The sequence below is a fragment of the Paenibacillus pinistramenti genome, assembly GCF_005869875.1.
Lineage (GTDB): Bacteria > Bacillota > Bacilli > Paenibacillales > Paenibacillaceae > Fontibacillus > Fontibacillus pinistramenti.
The window spans coordinates 14786-34578 of record NZ_VAWG01000016.1 but is presented as its reverse complement, the minus strand read 5'-3'; the positions used below and the strand labels follow the sequence as shown (position 1 = coordinate 34578).

The 19793-nt window shown below is 49.7% G+C and carries 19 protein-coding genes; 8 read left to right on the top strand and 11 right to left on the bottom strand.

All coding sequences use genetic code 11. The features are described 5' to 3' along the window. Nucleotides 1-12: 12 nt before the first annotated feature. Complete coding sequence (gene nagA / locus FCN15_RS15700) at nucleotides 13-1197, top strand: N-acetylglucosamine-6-phosphate deacetylase (RefSeq protein WP_138495974.1); 1185 nt, start codon at nucleotides 13-15, stop codon at nucleotides 1195-1197. A 90-nt stretch (nucleotides 1198-1287) separates the two neighbouring features. On the opposite strand, the gene FCN15_RS15695 is transcribed toward nagA, so the two are convergent. Further along, nucleotides 1288-2355: a YhcN/YlaJ family sporulation lipoprotein gene (locus FCN15_RS15695; protein WP_138495942.1), complete on the bottom strand. Its 1068-nt coding sequence runs from the start codon at nucleotides 2353-2355 to the stop codon at nucleotides 1288-1290. A 167-nt stretch (nucleotides 2356-2522) separates the two neighbouring features. Between FCN15_RS15695 and FCN15_RS15690 the strand changes: the two genes are divergently transcribed. After that, nucleotides 2523-3188 (top strand): protein kinase domain-containing protein, encoded by a 666-nt coding sequence (locus FCN15_RS15690; RefSeq protein WP_138495941.1) that lies wholly within the window; start codon nucleotides 2523-2525, stop codon nucleotides 3186-3188. Nucleotides 3189-3278: 90 nt separating this feature from the next. Beyond that, entirely contained in the window at nucleotides 3279-4172 is an 894-nt protein-coding gene (locus FCN15_RS15685) for a glycosyltransferase family 2 protein (RefSeq protein ID WP_138495940.1), read from the top strand. Between the two features lie 154 nt (nucleotides 4173-4326). Here the strand turns inward: FCN15_RS15685 and FCN15_RS15680 are convergent, their stop codons facing one another. The 6 genes from FCN15_RS15680 to FCN15_RS15655 form a co-directional block, all read right to left on the bottom strand. Continuing rightward, complete coding sequence (locus FCN15_RS15680; RefSeq protein WP_138495939.1) at nucleotides 4327-5361, bottom strand: polysaccharide pyruvyl transferase family protein; 1035 nt, start codon at nucleotides 5359-5361, stop codon at nucleotides 4327-4329. A gap of 36 nt (nucleotides 5362-5397) precedes the next feature. Next, nucleotides 5398-6516 (bottom strand): glycosyltransferase, encoded by a 1119-nt coding sequence (locus tag FCN15_RS15675; protein WP_138495938.1) that lies wholly within the window; start codon nucleotides 6514-6516, stop codon nucleotides 5398-5400. Between the two features lies 1 nt (nucleotide 6517). Continuing rightward, nucleotides 6518-7228: a glycosyltransferase family 2 protein gene (locus FCN15_RS15670; RefSeq protein ID WP_138495937.1), complete on the bottom strand. Its 711-nt coding sequence runs from the start codon at nucleotides 7226-7228 to the stop codon at nucleotides 6518-6520. After that, nucleotides 7218-8735 carry a glycosyltransferase family 2 protein gene (locus FCN15_RS15665; RefSeq protein WP_138495936.1) on the bottom strand — a complete coding sequence of 506 codons (1518 nt, stop codon included), beginning with the start codon at nucleotides 8733-8735 and terminating at the stop codon, nucleotides 7218-7220. Before FCN15_RS15665 ends, FCN15_RS15670 begins: the two co-directional genes overlap by 11 nt. A 215-nt stretch (nucleotides 8736-8950) precedes the next feature. Beyond that, nucleotides 8951-9412, bottom strand: a complete 462-nt coding sequence (locus FCN15_RS15660; protein ID WP_138495935.1) for a hypothetical protein — start codon at nucleotides 9410-9412, stop codon at nucleotides 8951-8953. Between the two features lie 35 nt (nucleotides 9413-9447). Further along, nucleotides 9448-9921: a hypothetical protein gene (locus FCN15_RS15655; RefSeq protein WP_138495934.1), complete on the bottom strand. Its 474-nt coding sequence runs from the start codon at nucleotides 9919-9921 to the stop codon at nucleotides 9448-9450. A gap of 208 nt (nucleotides 9922-10129) precedes the next feature. Here FCN15_RS15655 and rfbG point away from each other — a divergent pair, with 208 nt between their 5' ends. Genes rfbG through FCN15_RS15630 form a run of 5 tightly spaced genes read left to right on the top strand, consistent with a single transcriptional unit; the run spans nucleotide 10130 to nucleotide 14444 of the window. Next, the gene (gene rfbG / locus FCN15_RS15650) at nucleotides 10130-11248 is read left to right on the top strand and encodes a CDP-glucose 4,6-dehydratase (RefSeq protein ID WP_138495933.1); all 1119 of its coding nucleotides are present in this window, start codon (nucleotides 10130-10132) and stop codon (nucleotides 11246-11248) included. After that, nucleotides 11245-11796, top strand: coding sequence for a dTDP-4-dehydrorhamnose 3,5-epimerase (gene rfbC, locus FCN15_RS15645; protein ID WP_138495932.1), 552 nt, complete (start codon nucleotides 11245-11247; stop codon nucleotides 11794-11796). The genes rfbG and rfbC overlap by 4 nt, the downstream gene beginning before the upstream one ends. Nucleotides 11797-11818: 22 nt before the next feature. After that, on the top strand, nucleotides 11819-12592 hold the full coding sequence (locus FCN15_RS15640; protein WP_138495931.1) for a glycosyltransferase family 2 protein: 774 nt from the start codon (nucleotides 11819-11821) through the stop codon (nucleotides 12590-12592). Between the two features lie 24 nt (nucleotides 12593-12616). Beyond that, the gene (locus FCN15_RS15635) at nucleotides 12617-13303 is read left to right on the top strand and encodes a GNAT family N-acetyltransferase (RefSeq protein WP_138495930.1); all 687 of its coding nucleotides are present in this window, start codon (nucleotides 12617-12619) and stop codon (nucleotides 13301-13303) included. Between the two features lie 13 nt (nucleotides 13304-13316). Further along, nucleotides 13317-14444: a DegT/DnrJ/EryC1/StrS family aminotransferase gene (locus FCN15_RS15630; RefSeq protein ID WP_138495929.1), complete on the top strand. Its 1128-nt coding sequence runs from the start codon at nucleotides 13317-13319 to the stop codon at nucleotides 14442-14444. A 171-nt stretch (nucleotides 14445-14615) separates the two neighbouring features. Here the strand turns inward: FCN15_RS15630 and FCN15_RS15625 are convergent, their stop codons facing one another. The 4 genes from FCN15_RS15625 to FCN15_RS15610 form a co-directional block, all read right to left on the bottom strand. Next, a complete protein-coding gene (locus tag FCN15_RS15625; protein ID WP_138495928.1) occupies nucleotides 14616-15569 on the bottom strand; it encodes a hypothetical protein in 954 nt (317 codons plus the stop codon). Continuing rightward, nucleotides 15566-16087, bottom strand: a complete 522-nt coding sequence (locus FCN15_RS15620; RefSeq protein WP_138495927.1) for a DUF6932 family protein — start codon at nucleotides 16085-16087, stop codon at nucleotides 15566-15568. Before FCN15_RS15620 ends, FCN15_RS15625 begins: the two co-directional genes overlap by 4 nt. 179 nt (nucleotides 16088-16266) lie before the next feature. After that, complete coding sequence (locus tag FCN15_RS15615; RefSeq protein ID WP_138495926.1) at nucleotides 16267-19179, bottom strand: type I restriction endonuclease subunit R; 2913 nt, start codon at nucleotides 19177-19179, stop codon at nucleotides 16267-16269. Then, on the bottom strand, nucleotides 19180-19776 hold the full coding sequence (locus FCN15_RS15610) for a restriction endonuclease subunit S (protein ID WP_162515380.1): 597 nt from the start codon (nucleotides 19774-19776) through the stop codon (nucleotides 19180-19182). Nucleotides 19777-19793 lie beyond the last annotated feature (17 nt).

The window sequence follows — 19793 nt, the reverse complement described above, 5'->3', positions numbered from 1 at the left end:
CCGGAAAATCGCTTGAATTCAGATAACCGCACGTTCGCCATTATTCACGGCCAGGTCGTTACGCCAAACGGAATCCTGAAGGACGGGGCTGTTGCCGTTAAGGACGGAATCCTTACCTTTGCGGGCTCAACCGCTGCCCTCCAGCATACACTGGATTCGTATCCGGAAGTGCTTGATGCAGGCGGAGGCTATGTCCTGCCCGGCTTTATCGACATCCATGTGCACGGCGGGGTCCACCATGATTTTACGGGCGCTGATCAGCAGGGACTGGAAGCCATTACGAAGTTCCACGGCTCCCAGGGGACAACCGCGATGCTGGCCACGACGATGACTGCGCCGAGAAGCGTCCTCGATCAAGTGCTGGCCGAGGTTCATGAGTTCCGTTCCCGCCCGATGCCTTACGCCCAATTGGAGGGCGTTCACCTGGAAGGTCCGTTTATCAGCCCCAAGTGGCCGGGAGCCCAAAATCCGGAGCATATCGTCAATCCAAACCGCAGCTGGATCGAAGCCTGGGAGAAGCAATACCCGGGGCTGATCAAGCAGGTGACCTTTGCGCCGGAACGCGAAGGCGCCCTGGAGCTGATCACGTATCTGCGCGAGCGCGGCATCGTTGCCGCCGCCGGCCATACCGATGCGACCTACGAGGAGATCATGACGGCTGTGGACGCCGGGCTTCATCACGCCGTTCACACGTTTAACGCCATGACGCCGATGCATCACCGCAATCCGGGAACCGCCGGCGCCCTGCTCAGTTCGCCGCAGATGAGCGCAGAGATCATTGCGGACGGCATCCATGTCCATCCTGCCGTTGTATCGGTACTGGCTTCGCTTAAAGATCACCATAACCTCGTCCTGATTACCGATGCCATGTCCGCAGCCGGTCTTGGCAACGGCGAATATATGCTCGGTGATCTGCCTGTCATCATGAAAGACGGGGTATGTACGCTGAAAGACAGCGAAGGCACGCTTGCCGGCAGCACGCTGACGATGATCCGCGGCTTCCGCTTCCTTGTCCAGGAGGTGGGCCTCAGCATCGAACGGGCGTCGGAGGCAGCCAGCGGCAGCCCTGCCAAGCTGATCCGGATCGACAACCGCACAGGAGCTGTAGAAACCGGCAAACAGGCCGACCTGCTTCTGCTTGACCCGGAGCTTGAACTGCAGAAGGTCTGGGTTAAAGGGCTGCAGCTGGAGCATTAACCGATTATAAAAAAAAGAGCATTTCCCCGCAAAGGGGGAATGCTCTTTCTGCTCTTCCAGTTCCACCAAGCAGAATAGGAATAAGCCGGATTATCGGTTCGGGTTCATATCGAAACGGGTATTGTTGTTGATTCCGTTTGTATTATAACCGCTTGTATTGGTCATATTCCGCATACGGTCCGGGAAGAGGCGGTCAATCATCTGGCCCAGATCATTAGTTGCATTGCGGACGCCGTTGGTCAGCGGGTTGTTGCCCAGCGTCATGCCGTCCGTACTGAAGCTGCCCAAGCGGTCCATGAAATCCGAATCATCGGAAATATAAACGTTTTGAATATGCGGAGCGGCGCCTTTAACGGCCTGCTCGATTTCCGTACGAACGTTAGCAGGAATATTGCTGTTGTTTGCGGTGCCGCTGCCGGTGCCGACATTGTTGGTCATGCTGTTGTTGTCCGTGCTCAAAGTATTGTAGCCGCCGGTACTGCCAGCCCCATTCATACGGGACCCCGGACGGTTGTTGTCGGCCTGTACCCCCAAGCCTCCGCCAAGTCTGGACCCGTCATAAATGGTTCCCGGGTTCGGATAATAGCCTCCCTGTTTGTTGGTACCGCCGCTGACGCCGCCGGAAAATCCAAGCCCGGCAGAGCCTGTTACGCCGTTCGGCCGGTAATCACTGCCGCCGGGATTGACGCCCTGGCCGGGGGAACGGCCCATCATACCGGGATTACCGATTACGTTCCCCGTTCCCTGCGTTCTTGGCACTGTCATATCGGGCCGGTTCGGAATATTCATTGTCCCGGTCCCGGTTCCGCTTAGGCTGCGTGTGCCCATCCTGTCGGCCGATGCGCGGGTACCGCCGGTTGTGGAAGGATTGGTGCCGTTCATTCGGACGGCAACAAAGGCTTCACTGCCGGAAGTCATGACGCGGGCGGAGTGCACGCTGCCCAGCTCGGTTACTTTTTGGCTTAACGACTTGCTGTACCTCATATTGGTCAGTCCAGCCCGGGCCTGATCAGCCGAGTTGATGTTCAGGCGGTGAGCGCTTTGATTCTTAACCCCTTGTGTACCAACCTTGCTGTTGTTGTCTCCGCAGCCGGTAAGGCCAACCCCGACAAGAAGTGCTGCTGATAAAGACAAAGCGACTGGTTTGGATGCTCTCATAGGTGGATATTCCCCTTCCATAAAGGATAATGAGTAACAGCTATAGAATGGCCCCTATGGAGGGAGGGTATCCAGAAAGAATTTGTCATTGCCTTAACACATTGGTTACAGACGCATAACATATTCATTATTTGGTATTATCCCGCTCACGGAAGGTGTTGCAGAGCATGAAGACGATGTGGAGAAAATATACCGTTGATTTGGACATCATCGGAAACGGCTCGTACTGCAAGGTGTACAAAGCTTATAACCCGGAAGGGAAGAAACTGGCGATCAAGGTCATGCCGGATATTGAAGTTGCTGAACGCGAGGCAAAAATAATGAACCGTTACGAATCCTCCCCTTATCTGCCCCGGTATTATGACTTCTTCATTCTTAATAAGAAAGCCCATCTCGTAACCGAATATGTAAAGGGAAAATCAATGGGAGGCACCTTTCAAAACACCGTGCTCCCTAAAATGGACGAACCCGTAAGTATTGCCATAACCATAAACGTCCTCAAAGGTATCGAGAAGCTGCACAAAATCGGTTATATTCATGATGATGTGAAGCCGAAGAACATTATGCTGTACAAGAATGATCCTGAGCAGCTGAAAGTGATTGATTTTAATATTGCCAAGAAAATAACCGGTAATAAGGAAATGCATAAAGAGCTGCAGGATGTCTGCAAATTGTGCGCGCTCCTGCTGAACGGTTCTCTCGAAGATATACGGAGCACAGAATTCGAGAATGAGCGGCTGGGGGCTGTGCTCCTGAATCCGTTCAGCCCTGACGAGGAAGAAAGGTATACTTCTGCCCGTCAGTTAATCCATCAATTAGAGTCCTTCTTATAGGTAGCTGCCGTTACGGATAGTCCCCATAATAATACAATGGAGGGAAGGGGAACTAACCCATGACAACCTTTTAAAGAAGGAGCGTACAATATGCCGAAGATCACCGTCCTGATGCCAGCTTATAATACCCGGAAATATATCAAAGACGCCGTTGACAGCATATTAAACCAAAGCTTCAAGGATTTTGAATTTGTAATTATAGACGACTGCTCCACGGATGGCACCCTGGAATACTTAAGAGGACTTAAAGATCCGCGAATCCGCCTCATTACCCATTCCTCAAACAAAGGTCTGGTTTATTCCTTAAATGAGGGTTTGAATATGGCTGACGGCAAATACATTGCCCGGATGGACAGCGACGATATCAGCGCGCGCCACCGCTTTGAACGCCAGTATGCCTATATGGAGGAGCATCCCGAAGTCGGTGTTCTGGGCACTTACATGACCTTGTACCATAACAGCCAGCATATTCCCAAACCGGTTACCCATGAGGAAATTTGCTGCTGGCAGCTGTTCTACTGCTGCATGGGACATCCCACGGTCTTCATGCGCAACAGTGTGATGCAGAAGCATAAAATCCGCTATAACCCGGATTTCCTGCATGCGGAAGATTATGAAATCTGGAACCGTTTATCTGAAGTGACGCGGATCGAGAACCTGCCGGAATATCTCTTCGCTTACCGGATGCACAAAAGCCAGGTCTCCACCAGCCAGCATCACGTTCAGAACCAGACCGCGGACAATGTCCGGAAGAGCCTGCTGGCAAGACTCGGGATCTCTCCAACGGAGGAGGAATACCGGATTCACCTCTCATTCTTCAGATACAACATTCCCGTTCACGACTATGAGGGATACTCCAAGGCGCTGGCCTGGGCCAATAAGCTTCTTGAGCATAATCAGTGGAAAAATATCTATCATCAGGAAACGCTCAACCGGATTCTGTCCTACTGCTTCACCCGCTCAGAATCCAACTACCCGAAATAAGGAACTCCTGTCAAAGTCCTTTACCCTTTGCATCTACCCCACAGGTGCAAAGGGCTTTTTGTTGAACGGATTTTTTTGAACGGCCTATTTAAACAAGGCCAAAGCCTGTCCCCAAGAGATGAACAAGCCACCAAGTCTCTGGCGGCCCGCAGGATTAAATCAGATGTTGGTGAAAAGGAGCCAGAAGCTTCTTCCGGTAATTGTCCCGGTGAAGCAGCATCCGGCGGACAAACTCTTCGCGCCGGGACTCCAGCGCAGCCGCTTTGTTCCTTAAGCGAAGCGTCAGGTCCGGAGCATTCGTTGGCAGGATCAAATCGGACATGCCGACCGATTCTGCAAAATCAAAGCATTTGAAACGATAGCCGAGGCTTATAAACGGAACCTCAGCCGCCAAGGACAGCATATTGGCATGAAGCTTAAAGTTAACGGACAGCCTGCACCCGGACAGCCGATCTATAACCTCAGCCGCTCCCAATAACCGCCGTTCCACCTCGACTGCAGGTTGGTTCCCAATTTTACCGGCCAGTCTTTCCAGAGGCCCTCTGTCCGGTCCCCATACAGGATAAAGATAAAGCCGGCAGCCCTGCTGCACCCATTCACGGGCCGCTGCCGCAAGAGCGTCCTCGACCTGCAGCTCATTTTTTCCAAGGAGTTTATTGTAGGTTGTGCCCCAGTTAATAGCGATGGTCTTATCCGCTGCAGGCTTAGCACCAGCCCGCGGACCCGGCAGGAGCAGCCCCGAGTCCCCGCTCACAAATATGCGGCCCATCGGGATCCCCGCCGATTTCAGCAGACGGTACGTCAAAGGGCCCCTCACGCCAAAATAAACACTTCCCGCAGCCAAATCCGCGATCTGGGCCGCCATTTTGTCGTCCACCCATTCCTTAACCGGTTCCCAAGATTCAGACCCGTCGAGGCGGTCATAGCCGCTTCCCCAGATGCAGACCTGTTTGCCTGCAAGGAGTGCCCGGTGAGCGAGATCGGTATAGCCGGGAATGAGCAGCGAACCGCCGCCCAGAACAACCGAATCGTATTCAGACAGATTGCCCGTATCGACCTCCGGCACGGAAGGCACAAGCATGGATTGGCCTAAATTCTGCTCTTCAAAATGCTTCTTAAAGAGCTCCCACATCAATTCATCACCCAGATTGTTGTAGCCGATCCAGCCCAGGTACAGAATCTTCTTCATTCAGCTTCTCCTTCCTCTGAAGCAGTTAATTAGTAATTATTCAGATAACAGCCCCTTGTAGACCTCCATCATCTTCTGCGCCATGACCTCCGCATTAAAGAACTGCTCGACCCACTCCCGGTTCTTGCTGCCATGATAATTCAGGCCGTCGCGGTTCGAAAGACCTTTAAAGAGGGATTCCATCAGAATCAGCCGGTTGACTCCGCGGACAGAGCCGTGATCCCCGAAATACATCTCCCATGCGGCATCGTGGTAGTCAGGTGCAACCCAGCCAAAGTAACCTGCATTTCCCACCGCCAGCACCGGTTTGCCGCAGGCCATGGCCTCCAGGGCCACCCTGCCCGTTCCCACCACGCAATCACTCATCCGGTAATAATCCGCCATACGGGTCTGATTCCCTGCCATGTGAATAAACGTCTTGCCTATTTCGGTATTTATACGGGCAGCCAGATTTCTCAGGTCACCGGCCTGAAAGCCGTCTCCGACCACAACCACTTCCAAATTCCTGAAGCTGGACAGCCGCAGGTGTTTGGCAGCCGCAAGCAGGTGGGAGCAGACCGTGGCCTTCCCCCAGGTCAGCCGGCTCGCATAAACGACGACAGGTGCGTGCTCCGGAATGCCAAATTGCTGGCGAAGCGGGTGGGGAGAGCTGTCAATAGAAGGCGAAAAGGTATCCAGATCCACGCCGTTGGGAATCAGATGGGACTCCCTGCCGAAGCGCCGGATATGAATCTCGACAGGCTTGCTGACGCTTATAACCGCCGAGGAGTGCTCCATGACCGAGATCAGTTCGCCCTGCGGATAGTAAGTGCCATGAACGGTGAAGACAACCGGAATTCGAAGGCGCTCTGCTGCCAGTGCGGCAATTAAGCCCGAAGGCGTCTGATGAATATGCACGATGGAGATGTTCTCCCGTTTCATTAAGGCTGCGAGCTTCTCAATGGTTCTGCCATACTCCTCCGTCTGGGGAGCCGGCCAATTCAGGGAATAGACGGGAAATTTACGGCTGAACAAGTCCTGGAGCTTGCCTCCTCCGGCTGCTATAACAACCTCTGCCCCAATTCTCTCAAAGCTCTGGGCCGCGCTTATGACATGCGTCTCCGTGCCGCCGTAATCCATAGTGTCAAGAACCATCATAATCCGAACCGGAGCCAAGTCACTTCCCTCCTTTATTCTTATAAAATTGCCGGGAGCGCTGATCGGAATGGCTGCGGTAGTAATATAGAACCTCTCTTATATTTTCGATTTCCACTTTGTGAGTCAGGCAGCGGGCAATAAATTCGTAGTCCTCTGCGCCTTTAATATTCCGGGTAAGACCGCCGATCCGGTCAAACACCGTTCCCCTGAACAGCAGGGTTCCATGACAGACGCAGTGCCCGCCCTCCAGGTAAGTTTGTTTGATCTGCTCCCCGTATTTCAGCCATTTTGCATCCGTGTAAGTGATTTCCCCCCGGGCATTCTTTTCCATTAATTTATAATTGGTGCCTACTACACCAATCTGAGGATGGGCCTGCAGATAAGCAACCTGCTTCTCCAACCGTTCAAGATGGGATAAATCATCAGCGTCCTGTACGGCAATGAACTCCCCCTTGGCCATAAAATAACCTGCGGTCAAAGCGCCCGAGAAGCCCACATTCCTTGGCATAGGCAAAAATACAGCCGAACAGCCTGCCCGGAACCGCCGGTTCTTCAGCCAATCTTCAATTCTCTTCCTGGAGGAATCCGTGGAACAATCATCAACAATGATGAGCTCCCAGCTCCGGTAGGTCTGCTGCTTCAGACTGTCCAGACATTCTTCTATATAACCAGCCTTGTTGTAGTTCGTTACAACTACGCTAACTAATCCGGGCGTCCGGTCATAAAGCACTTCTATTCACACCTTTCGAGTTAAGATAGAGCAGTGCCTCGATGTGATCGCCGACAATCTGGCTGGCAGCCGGGGTGAGCCCTGTCCCTGCAAAATGCTTTTCCGGTCTGAGACGGTTCCGCTTCTCCAGCTGGACCCGATCCGCCAATACCGGCTTCAGCCCGTGAATAAGGCTGGCGGCAAGAGCCCGCGGCGGACACTGCAGGCCTTCGAACCCGATGGTTTGCAGCCCCTTGCGGCTGATGGCAAATGGCACGAAGGTCATGGAAGAAACCCCGAGGTCTTTGCGGCCAAGAGACATATTAAGGGAATAAACAGCGGATGCAACCGGATTAATCACTCCTCCTCCATGAAATAAATCGTTCTGGTCGTTTAAAGCCAGATCATAGCCTTGGGCAATGGCTGTAGGGAACCGGAACATTTCCGCTGCGGTGAACGGGATGTCTCCGTCGACAAACAGAAGGATGTCACCTTTGGCATAGAAGGCACCAATGGCCCTGCCGCAGTCCGTCCCCAATTTCTCCGCAAATTCAATCACTCTTGCACCTTCTTGCAGCGCCCTTTGTGCCGTCCGGTCACTCGAGCCGTTCACGACCACAATGATTTCCGCAGGCTCAAGCCCGTTAAGCTCCCGGAGCAAAGACGGTAAGTACTGTTCTTCATTTAGGGCCGGAATGATAACAGACAGCTGTTTTCCACCATACAGGGAAGAACGCCTCAAATTCTCTTTTCCTTGAAGAGCAGGCTTACGCTGCCCGGAAATGACCTGCTGAACGAGGTCCCGCCGTCTGTTCCCGTCCGTAAAGCCGCCTCTCGGCTTGACTGCGGACTGCGCGAAGGCGCTCAGGTACCTGCCCGCCAGCTGCCGTTCATAAGAGGATAATTCATGAGCAGGCGCACGAAGCAGCTCTGGCCGGAAGCAGATTCCGCGGTTCATATTAGGGGGACTAGCCATGCGCTCTATACGCAAGCCGCTCCGGATTAATTTGACCATTGCTCCTGCCGGGTTCAGCCAAAGGTCCTGTCCTGCCAGATCAGCCGCTTTCCGCGTAAGGGCGAACACGGACGAATAGAAGCTGCAGCCCTGCAAATCTGGACGTCCCAGAAGGGAATTGAGCAGACATGCAAAAGACACCAGCGGCGAAGGGTAAGCTCCCTCTTTATGCCAAGGCTCCTCTAAAAATACGGTATCCGCTCTACCGTACACCACCTGTTCAGCCAAACGGCGAAGCAGGACAGGCTCAAGTGTCATCCCGGCGTCGATATGCAGAATTACATCTCCGGATACACGAAAACCGCTGGGAAGGCGGTTTTCGTGGTTTCCGGATTCAAATGAATAAATCTTGCATCCCGATGAGGCTGCTTCAGCGTTCAGCGCTGCTTGAGGTCCATTTGTCAGCAGAATGATCTCAAAGGGCTGCAGAATCCGACAGGTTATGATCGTGTCTCTCAGCCGTGTGACATGAGAAGAGGCTGAGAGCACGATGGACAGTTTAACATTCATCATTAAAGCTGTCCTCTATTCTGTTGTCCGTACAAAAGCAGTCGAGCTTGTGAGTGTGGCTACATTACCCGTTGGGCCGTATCCTACCGCACTGCTAGCACGCAAAGTCAGAAAGTTATTGTTAGAGGATAAAAGAATTCCAGGAACTGTATCCACAATAGTTGCCACATGAACAATTTCACCGACACATTCTCTTACTCTTTCAGCAAAAGTCATACTTAAGCCACCCCCGGATTATATGGTTGGAACGCAGTCGTATTTTCCAGATTGACGATAACCGTAGAACCAGCAGCCTCAGTCAGAACTACATACCAGCTTCCAACCTCCGCTACTACGCCTTCTACCGTCCCTGCTGTAGTCGTCATCAGCACGTTATTGCCCAAATTGGCGCGGGCAAGCCGGGCAAACGGCGAAGGAAGAGTTGGTCTAGGATTAATAAAGCCTTCAATGATATTGATAATAATGCCGATAATGCCGTTCAATGGCGAGTTCAAAGGCGAAGAACCCAGCAGCGATTCTACCGATTCACCAGTTCCATTCGAATTTGCGAATCTTCTCAAAACTTCACTGACTTCATTGATCCCTGTAGAGCCTAACCCAAAAATACGGGTAATCGGGCCGGGACGCACAGCGTTTTGAATCAGGTCAACCAATTCTTCCAAGGTTACTTGATTAGCCATATTTGCCAAACCTCCATCTCTAATTTCGTATTCTCTTATTTTCGGGTGCCGGCGATTTTCTCCAAAGCTCCCATAATCGAGCTTTCTTTCAAATTCAAAGAGCGGATCGCTCCATCAACCTCGGATCTGGCCTGCGAATAAAATTTGTTCAATTGCGAGACGAGTTCATTAGGATCGGCGTTCCCGCTGCCTGCCGAGGTTTGAATCGAGCGGAGTTTGCTGAAAGCATCCTCAATGAATTGGAAGGCGCGGCCGTTATTCATGGTCTGGTTCTTTCCTGCGAGGGCCAGAAGTTTCGCTTTAGTAGCATCATCCAGATTAAGAGCAAGCATCTGGGTTTTGAGCTGGCTGAAGCTTTCCTGATCCATACTGCCTTCCGCAGCAGAATCCATGACAACCTGTGTCTCTCCCAATCTTCTTAACAAGGCTCCCAAAACGTGATCATCTTTCAGCACCATCGTCTGAATTCGGTCGAAGATCTGTGTCAATCTAGTTTCAAGGTCACTCATGTCTTGTTTCCCTCCTTTCTTCTGCCATACTATGCAAAATCCGAGAGGGTGCTTGGATGAATACATAATTTCCGGATTTTACCGCACAATGGTTGCCTGCCGTTTCTATGTGACTGCTCGGTTCATATGATGCTTTGAAATCGCAAGAGTCTTCTTTTTTAATAGGAGAAATTTAATCAAAACCAAAAGGAGGATCGCTTATACCGCTATGCCTTCCATAAAGTCAAAAGTTGAACCGGAGTTTTGGAGGAACAAAAAGGTTTTTATAACAGGTCATACCGGGTTTAAAGGCACCTGGCTGAGCTTATGGCTGCACTCGCTGGGGGCTGAAGTAACCGGATATGCCCTGGAGCCTCCGTCTGAACCGAACTTGTACAACTCCTGCAGCATGAATCAGCTTATCTCTTCCTATATAAATGATGTTCGCGACCTGAAATCCTTAGCCTCAGCCATCATGCAGACCTCTCCGGATATCGTCTTTCATCTTGCCGCCCAGCCGCTGGTCAGAGAATCCTACAAGGATCCTGTTGCCACTTATGAGACCAATATGATGGGAACCGTTCACGTCTTGGAGGCTGTCAGAACGGCTGTGCTCAGCGGAAGTCCGGTCAGGGCCGTTATCAACGTCACCTCAGATAAATGTTATGAGAACAAAGAATGGATCTGGAGCTACCGGGAAATAGACCGGCTGGGAGGAAGCGACCCTTACTCAGGGAGCAAGGCTGCGGCCGAAATCATCACCGACAGCTACCGCCAGGCCTTCTTCTATCCCGGATCGCCAGCCGGAACGGTGGCTGTGGCGTCCGCCCGGGCGGGCAATGTAATCGGCGGAGGAGACTGGAGCAGGGACCGGCTTGTGCCGGATTCCATTGCGGCCTTCCTGCAGAACAAACCGGTTCACATCCGCAATCCGAAAGCGGTCCGTCCCTGGCAGCATGTGCTCGAGCCCCTCTCGGGATATCTGCTCCTCGCCCAGCGGCTGTGGGAATCCGGCTCCGGCTCCGCCTATGCCAGAGGCTGGAACTTTGGTCCGGATGAGAACGATGCCGTTCCGGTTGAGGAGCTGGTGAGCCGGCTGTGCGCGATTTGGGGCGAAGGAGCAAGCTGCGTGGTTGAGGAAGATGCCGCTCACGTTCACGAAGCCCACTATTTGCGCCTGGATTCTTCTCTCTCCAGACACGAGCTGGGCTGGGCGCCCCGCTGGGATCTGCAAACGGCGCTGCACCGCACCGTAAATTGGGCCAAAGCATTCCAGCTCCAGCAGGATATGCGGGAGGTCTGTCTCCAGGATATTCAAGCTTATATGAAGGGGGGGCCGTCAGCATGATCATCAAGCCTTGCAGACTGCAAGGGATTTACGAGATTACGCTTAGTCCGAAGGCGGATCACCGCGGCCATTTTTCCCGGGTATTCGATCAGCAGATCTTTAAACAAAATGGACTGAGCTGGGACTGGGTTCAGGAGAACCGGTCTCTCTCCGTAAAGAAAGGCACGATTCGGGGGCTTCACTTCCAACAGGGACCTTATGCGGAAACCAAGCTCATCCGGGTATCCAGGGGCGCCATTTATGACGTCTTTGTCGACCTCAGGCCGGACTCCCCTGCCTTCGGTACCTGGGATTCGATCCTTCTAACCGAAGATAACAACAAAATGGTCTACATCAGCAAAGGGTTCGCCCACGGCTTCTGTACGCTGGAACCTAATTGTGAAGTTCTATATAAAGTGGATCAGTACTACTCCCCGGAACACGAGGGAGGCGTTATCTGGAATGACCCGGATTTGCGGATTACCTGGCCCATCTTGAAGCCCGTCATTTCGGACCGGGATAAGCTCCTGCCTCCTTTGGAGGATTATAAACGTCAGCTAGGAATTTGAAAGCAGAGGAGAGATTAGAACGATGGAACAACCCTTGGTCAGTATCTTGATGCCTACTTATAACCGGCCTGAATATTTTGAACAAGCGCTTGCGAGCGCCTTTAATCAAACTTATAAAAACATCGAAATCGTAGTTTCGGACAACAGCACCAATGACCTTACCCAGCAGATTGTAGAGAAGTATCAGGCAATGCCCGGCGGCTCGCGGATCAGATACTATCGAAACAAAGAGAATATAGGGCCGATCGCCAACCAGCAGAGAATCTTGAACCGCGCACAGGGCAAATACGTGAATTACTTGAACGACGATGATCTGTTCCACCCGCAGAAGATCGAGAAGATGATGCACTACTTCTTGAAACATAAAGGAATTGTTCTGGTCACCTCCCAGCGCAGAGTTATTGACGACAAGGGGAACCGGATCTATCTCCCGCCTCTCTGGACCTTTAAGCAGCTGTACCCGAAAGATACGATTGTGGACGGCCGCAAGCTGAGCAAGCTGATGCTGAAAAATGAAACCAATTATCTGGGCGAGCCGACAACGGTTTTATTCAAGAAAAGCGCATTAAAGGAGCCGTTTGGCGTCCTCGCCGGCAAGCAGGTCTTCTTCGCGGTAGATTTGGCGACGTGGCTCAATCTGCTGACGCAGGGAAAAGGCGTCTATATGGTTCAGCCGCTCAGCTATCTGCGCTACCACTCCAAGCAGCTGTCCCAGCACAAATATGCGAGAGAAATCGGCAAGCTGGATTACAAGACATTTAAGCGTTTTGCCAAGATGCATGGATTTAAGAAATGATTGGGGAAAGAGGGCTGATGCACGATGAAGGACATTCTCCGGGCTTATAAGCAGGCATCCGTCGATGAACTTCCCGGATACTGCATCCCTATTTTCGTTAACGGCAGGCAGCGCGGCAGGCTCCGCCCTGTAACCGCCGACCTGCTGAATCGTGAGGATGAGATCGAAATGATGACCCAGTGGAGGGAAGCCTCCTCCTCCTGGTTCACCTCCCAATTTCCAATGTCTGCAGAAGGAACAAAACGCTGGATCAAGGAACAGGTCATCGAAGCGGACGACAGAATTCTGTTTATGGTTGAAGACGAGGAGCTGACGCCCGTCGGACAGGTAGGCCTGCTTCATTATGATGATCAAGCCAAGGAATGCGAATTCGACAACCTGCTCAGAGGACGGAAGGGCAAATTCGGCAACATCATGGTGTATGCCCTGATCGCGCTCGGGGAATGGAGCATCACCGTCCTCGGGCTGCAGACCGGGTACATCCGCGTGCTCGCCGACAACTTCCGGGCCATCCGGATTTATCAAAGCCTTGGCGCACAGGAAGTAGAGCGAATTCCTCTCGTTAAAGTGGAGCTGGACGGCGTCCTCCGCTGGGTCCCTTCTGAACAGCCTGCCGGCGAAGGCGAAGCTGCCGAGCGCGAGCTGCTGACCATGAGGATCAAGCGGGAGCATTTCCTCCAGCTGCAGGGCAGCAGTTTAAAAAAAGAGTAAAGGCGGTATCGCTATGAAAGTCAGATTGTTTAAACCCTCCGTCGGAATTGAGGAGCTGGACAGCATCAGGGACTCGTTCGACAGCGCCTGGCTCGGACTGGGTCCGAAGGTGATTCAATTCGAGCAGCAGTGGAGCCGGTATGTCGGCGCAGCGGAGTCGGTGGGCGTCAACTCCTGTACGGCCGCTCTCCATCTGGCCTTGTCCGCCTTTCGGTTTCCGGAGGGCAAAAAGGTGCTCGTCCCGGCCCTGACCTTCGCCTCCACCGCTATGGCGGTTCTATACAACCGGCTCATTCCTGTGTTTGTAGATATTGATGAAGCAACGCTGAGCATCAGCCTGGAGGATTTGGACCGCAAATACGATAAAGATTGCGTCGCCGTTATGCCGGTTCACTTCGCGGGGCATCCGGCACCCATGGATGCGCTGACTGCCTGGGCCAAAACTCGCGGCCTTAAAGTGATTGAAGACTGCGCGCATACTGCCGGCGGCCAATATAAAGGCAAAACGCTCGGAACCTGGGGAGATATCGGCTGCTACAGCTTTGAGGAGAAGAAATGCATGACAACCGGGGATGGCGGCATGATCTCCTCGGACGACGCCGAGCTGCTGAAGCCGCTCCGCCATTCCCGCTGGATCGGCATCAACAAGGATACCTGGGAACGGTATGAGGATTATCAGCTCGGCCACCCGGATGCCAACAGCTGGTACTATGAAATCAACGACATCGGCTACAAATACAATATGAATGATTTAATGGCTTCGATCGGCCTCGTCCAGCTGCGCAAGCTGGACCTAATGAACCGCAGAAGAGAAGAGATTCTGAAGCAGTATCTCACTGGAATCGGGCAGCTTGAAACGGTGAAGCCGGCTGTCCCTTACCAGCTGCAGGACTCCTCCTATTGGGCCTTTGTGGTCCGGGTCCAGGAGCGCCAGAAATTTCTGGCCCACATGCAGCAGCAGGGCGTAGCAACCGGCGTGCATTACATGCCGCTGCCGATGCAGCCGCTGTTTATGAAATATGCCTCCGAGACGCCAGTCGCCTCCTCCGTCTGGAGAGAGCTGGTCACCCTCCCGCTGTTCACGGACTTGACCGGGCAGGAAGTAGATTATGTAATTGAATCTGTAAAGCAGTACAGCTGACGCTGGTCACTGGGAAAGCGGGCAGAAGAAGAACATCCCCGGGATTGGGATCCCGGGGATGTTTTTTGGTGAAGGTTAGGCTATGGAAGTTGTGAACAATAGGATAAAAAACAAAACTTGTCGAATGGCACAAAAAAGAGAGAGACATTTTTAAAATTAAGATTTTCTATCCTAATTCTCCCGTTCAGCGACGTCATTTAAAATCCAAGATACCTTTTCTTTTCCGGCAGAACTTTGAGTAGTAACTTTTATTAACTCTGCACGACATATCTTATCTAAGTATCCTGCAGATTTTGTTACTCTGTCCTTAACAATTCTACCTACTATTTTGATACCATCTGAAGTACACAGTTCAAATGAGTTGGTTCGCACATTAATGCCCGTTAATCTTCCTTCTAAGACAGTTTCCTCTTCTCTCGACGTTAAACGTTCATTAAGTATAGTGAATATTTTTCCTGCCTTACTCGGATCAAAAGATATTCTCGTTTCTTGGTTATAATTCGCTCTAGTTGTAAGCCAATTTATTTCAACAGGAACATCCAGATCACGTATACTCTTAGTCCAGTCAGTATAATATTTCAGAGTCCTAGTTCCCAGTGCGGAGATTGCTTCCAATAATGATTCTTCTTCATCAGAGGCATTAAATAAACTGTAAAGTTCGGATATGATTTGATGCTGGGGCGATTCATCGATTGTTAACTGATTCTCATGCTTCAAGTCAATAACAGCAATAAAAGAACCTGCCTTTACAGCTTTAAGAATCCACGAATTTCTTTCGACAATCTCTTGTGGAATAGGTCCACGGTTGCTTGGCTGATTAAATAATGTGTTGGCAACACAATCGGTTAGTGCTTGTAAACCACCTAGAACAGTTGTGAGGGTCCTTATTGGTATATGCCCCGAGGGTAGACTCTTAGTTTGCATTTTCACTTCCAGTTCTTCCGCTTGAATCTCACTCTCTTCAATAGCTTGGCGTTTTAATTCATCCAGTCTCTGTTGAAGAGAACCGATTTCTAATTCAGATATAAACTTCGGCAATCCTAAAGCTTGATGATTAGCTTTACAGGCATCAATAATTTGTTCTGTAGCTTTAATTTTATTCGTTAGTTCATCGAAGGCGTTCATCGTTTTACACCTCCTGTAATAAATGCTTGCAATTCTTGCTGTTCTATTTGAACCATGCCTTTCGGGTTCCTAGATCTATCAAACCCAAATTGACCCATCCAGTAAGTCTGCATAATTTTTAGATTTCGCTGAGAAATAGCTGCAAGCTGTTCAGAGTTCCAATGTTCAAAGGAATAACAGAGATACGAGTCACAGTTAAACTTTCTCGATTCATTTTGAATTAATTCCTTGATTAAATTTGCTTGTTCAGGGTTCTGAATATCTTCGGGATAATAGAATACAACAAGGTCAATATCATTAGGATCAACCTTTGTAGTAAGAAAACTCCCATCTAACCAGACAAAACGAGGTGGAAGGACATTAAGCAATTGCTCGATCCAAATTGTAAAATTGTTATAAATAATTGGCCTACGTGATGATGTTTTAAAATCAGCAACAAATTGTTGTTTAAATTCATCTAATTTATAGGTGTGAATCCCAGGTGTCAGATTGCCGTTTGATAAAAATTGTTGTATCATAACCTGTTCTCCCATTTTTCCCATTTAAGCTGCATTCCATCCCTTAATTATAACCTCGAGGTAATTGCTGTCAATCTAAATACGAGGCTCCTACTAGCGAAAAACGGACACCCTAAAGTAGCCGTTTATTCCTGCAGTATGGAGAGAGTGAAATTCAGTCAGCATATAATTGCTATTTCTTAGTAATACATTTCAATGTACTTGTACGCCTTATCAAAGACGTCTTTATCCTTGATTTTGTACTTAATCCAGATGACACTCCGCAGAGCCTTGGTTACTTCCTGCCTTCCAGCCGTGGTATTCTGCCAACCGGGAAAGCGAACAATTTTAACGATAGCATCGATATCATTTACAATACGCTCGACGATAATAGGCGTATTGTCATTCTTCACACTGTTGAACAATTCTGTTAATGCAGCAATGCCCTTGTCCATTTCCTCTTCTGGCACCATTTCTCTTTCCGCTTGCGCTGCTTCCTTGGCAAGTACAAGCAGCAATTTCAGAAACTCGATGCTAGTGACCAAGCCTTGCTCGTGCTTCTCCCGCAATTCTTCAAGGCGTTCACCGAGCTTAATAAAGCGCTTATCCCCGCCGTGTTTACGAATTTTAGCAACAAGGTTGATCTCGAGTTCCTTCGTTTTCTTTTTTGCATCTTTGTTATGTTCAAAAAAGTCATCTATCATATCAGCATCTAACTTAAGTATCTCCAGATCCTCACGGACAGTTTCAACAGTGATATTCTGATGAACAAGCTCAATCGTTTTCGCACCGAGCGCCGCCCATATTAGCCCACCGCGAGGATCAGCAGGTTTTACGGATTCGTAAACTCTTGTCAGCCAAAGGTAATCAAACTTATATGGAGTAAGGAAATGATCTGGCGACAATGCTTCCCAAGCACGGTTTAAGATACGATAATCCGCCCCGAATGCATCCTTCTCCTTATTTGTTGGCAGTGCTTCCTGCGCCGCCATAAGCCCTTCCCACCCCTCAATTGTGCGATCAACGCCATGAAAAAAAGTCAAACATTTTCCCATTAAGGCCGGAAACTGCTTCTTCAATTCTGCAATGTTCGTAATTACCTGTTGAACGTTTTTCTCATCAAAATCGAGAGCTTTTGCCACATTATCAAAAATGCCAATGTAATCCACAATCAGCCCATGCGACTTGTCCTGTCCATAAACTCGGTTCGTACGACAGATCGCTTGTAACAGTGTATGATCTTTCATAGGTTTATCAAGATACATCACTTGTAAAATGGGCGCATCAAAACCGGTAAGCAGTTTACTTGTAACAATAACGAGCTTCAAAGGACTATTCGGCTCGCGGAAATAATCAAGCAGCCGTCCCTCCGAGTCACGGTCACGACGATAATCCTTGTAGCGCCCTTCTTTATCATTGTTCGTGTCCATGACAATGTTCGTGGCTTCCTCGCCGAGAAGTGAATCAAGCTCCTTCTTGTACAGGAGACAACATTCACGGTCATAGCAGACGACTTGTCCTTTAAATCCGTTAGGCTCAATTTTCTCTTTATAATGCTTGGCGATATGTTCACAAACCTTGCGTATGCGTTCAGGCGACTTCATGATCGCTTCGATATTTACACGGTAGGTTACATCCGATTTTTCTCTAATTGTTAGACCAATGGAATCGGCCATTTCTTCGAATTTTTGAGAAATCACTTCTTGATTGACATGTAGTTCTACTGGAACTGCTTCAAAATGCAAGGGCAATGTAGCGTTATCTCGAATCGAATCCGAGAAAGAGTAGCGACTCATATATCCGCTTTTGTCCTCTGTTGCACCAAATGTGAGAAAAGTATTTTTATCTGTGCGATTAATAGGAGTTCCCGTAAGCCCGAAGAAAAAAGCGTTTGGCAAAGCAGTTCGCATCTTCTCGCCAAGATTCCCCTCCTGCGTTCGATGTGCTTCGTCAACCATAAGGATGATGTTATCACGCGGATTGAGAACTCCGTCAACCTCTCCGAATTTGAATATGGTTGTAATCAGTATTTTTCTCATATCGCCCTTAAAAAACGCAATGAGTTCTTCCTTGCTGGTCGCACTCTGCAAATTGGGAATATCAGAGGCATTAAAAGTGGCCGTCATCTGCGTTTCCAGGTCAATACGATCATCGACGATAACAACCGTCGGGTTCTTCAATTCCGGCGTCATGCGAAGTTTTTGAGCCGCGAACACCATTAAGAGCGACTTCCCGCTCCCCTGGAAATGCCATATCAAGCCTTTTTTCGGATAACCTGCCTTAACACGTTCCACGATCAGATTAGCTCCTTCAAACTGCTGATACCGGCAGATCACCTTGTACTTCCGGAACTTCTTGTCTGTAGCAAACAAAGTGAAAAATTGAAATATATCCATCACAATTTCCGGTTTCAACATCGCTGATACACTCCGATTCACATCTGCAAGTGTACCCTCTTTCTTGTTATCAGGTGTGTGCCACGGACCCCAAAGATTAATCGGCATATTTACAGAACCGAAGCGGAATAATTTTCCTTCGGTCGCGAAATTAAGGACATTTGTGACAAACATCTGAGGAATGCTCTTTTCATAGGCCGCAACATCACCAGCTCCATCAAGCCAGGTTACCGCGTTCCGAGTCGGTGTCTTTAATTCCCCAATGGCCACAGGGAAGCCATTAATGAGCAATACAATGTCAAGGCGCTTGCCACCGTCATCTTTCGGAAACACCCATTGATTCGTTACGACATAATCGTTCTGCTCCAAACTATCTTTAGTGCCAGTACCGAAAAAACGTATAGGAATCATCCGCCCGTTTTCGCCAAAGGGATAAGAGTTCTCTTCAAAGATCAATTTCTTGAATTGTTCGTTTTGGGTTACAAGATTATGCGGCTGCACGGTCAATATAACAGTACGCAGCTTGTAAATCACATCATCAGCATAATCAGGCTTTGCAGCGATTTCTGGATTCAGCCGAATTAGCGCATCCCGCACCATCGATTCTACCATGACATCCGAATGAGCCCTTGGCAGTTCCTCGGCAGGAATGTACCTCCAGCCATTCTTGCTTATCGTTTCGATCAGCATCTTCTCAAGATCAGATTCGGCGAACATTTACATACCTCCGAGGATTTTATAGTGAGTGCAGATGGTTAGAGTGCTTTTTATCTGTTTCATCACGGCAAATTTTGATTTGTCGGTCTGCTGCATGAAGCTGATGTATCGGTTTTGAAGTTCCAAGGGCGGTACAATAACAGTCAGGGATTTAATTGCATTGAAGTTTAATCCCGCCTTTACACCAAATTGGTTCTTACTCTCAAACTGTTTTTTCCCTGCATCAGTTTCTAAATAGTGCGAAACAAAATAGGGGTTAATCTTCGTTTTGTCAAGTCTGACAAGGGATAAATGTTGGTTGATGTAAGCACCGTAATTTGCAATTTCAGCATTTACAACACCAGTCCTTCCCAAATCAGCTGTAATGCTGATAAGCAAGTCGCCTTCTTTTACACGCGTTCTTTCGGCTTCTTTTGTTTCAGGAGCGTGGATATACTGAACATTGTCAGTCAAAATAGATCCGTTTTTCACGTTCTTAATGGTAATGAACATCTCACCATCATCTGCAAAGTAACCTGACCAACCGCGTGAGCCTGACGTAAGAAACACAATATTGTCCTCAAGTTGCTTTATTTCCCACCCCATCGGATTTATCACTGGATCCCCAAACATCT

What these genes read in the sequence shown, in the direction of transcription:
- FCN15_RS15695 (WP_138495942.1), bottom strand. Translation starts at nt 2,355, where the DNA reads ATGAGAGCATCCAAACCAGTCGCTTTGTCTTTATCAGCAGCACTTCTT.
- FCN15_RS15690 (WP_138495941.1), top strand. Translation starts at nt 2,523, where the DNA reads ATGAAGACGATGTGGAGAAAATATACCGTTGATTTGGACATCATCGGA.
- FCN15_RS15685 (WP_138495940.1), top strand. Translation starts at nt 3,279, where the DNA reads ATGCCGAAGATCACCGTCCTGATGCCAGCTTATAATACCCGGAAATAT.
- FCN15_RS15680 (WP_138495939.1), bottom strand. Translation starts at nt 5,361, where the DNA reads ATGAAGAAGATTCTGTACCTGGGCTGGATCGGCTACAACAATCTGGGT.
- FCN15_RS15665 (WP_138495936.1), bottom strand. Translation starts at nt 8,735, where the DNA reads ATGATGAATGTTAAACTGTCCATCGTGCTCTCAGCCTCTTCTCATGTC.
- FCN15_RS15660 (WP_138495935.1), bottom strand. Translation starts at nt 9,412, where the DNA reads ATGGCTAATCAAGTAACCTTGGAAGAATTGGTTGACCTGATTCAAAAC.
- FCN15_RS15655 (WP_138495934.1), bottom strand. Translation starts at nt 9,921, where the DNA reads ATGAGTGACCTTGAAACTAGATTGACACAGATCTTCGACCGAATTCAG.
- rfbG (WP_138495933.1), top strand. Translation starts at nt 10,130, where the DNA reads ATGCCTTCCATAAAGTCAAAAGTTGAACCGGAGTTTTGGAGGAACAAA.
- rfbC (WP_138495932.1), top strand. Translation starts at nt 11,245, where the DNA reads ATGATCATCAAGCCTTGCAGACTGCAAGGGATTTACGAGATTACGCTT.
- FCN15_RS15640 (WP_138495931.1), top strand. Translation starts at nt 11,819, where the DNA reads ATGGAACAACCCTTGGTCAGTATCTTGATGCCTACTTATAACCGGCCT.
- FCN15_RS15635 (WP_138495930.1), top strand. Translation starts at nt 12,617, where the DNA reads ATGAAGGACATTCTCCGGGCTTATAAGCAGGCATCCGTCGATGAACTT.
- FCN15_RS15630 (WP_138495929.1), top strand. Translation starts at nt 13,317, where the DNA reads ATGAAAGTCAGATTGTTTAAACCCTCCGTCGGAATTGAGGAGCTGGAC.
- FCN15_RS15625 (WP_138495928.1), bottom strand. Translation starts at nt 15,569, where the DNA reads ATGAACGCCTTCGATGAACTAACGAATAAAATTAAAGCTACAGAACAA.
- FCN15_RS15620 (WP_138495927.1), bottom strand. Translation starts at nt 16,087, where the DNA reads ATGATACAACAATTTTTATCAAACGGCAATCTGACACCTGGGATTCAC.
- FCN15_RS15615 (WP_138495926.1), bottom strand. Translation starts at nt 19,179, where the DNA reads ATGTTCGCCGAATCTGATCTTGAGAAGATGCTGATCGAAACGATAAGC.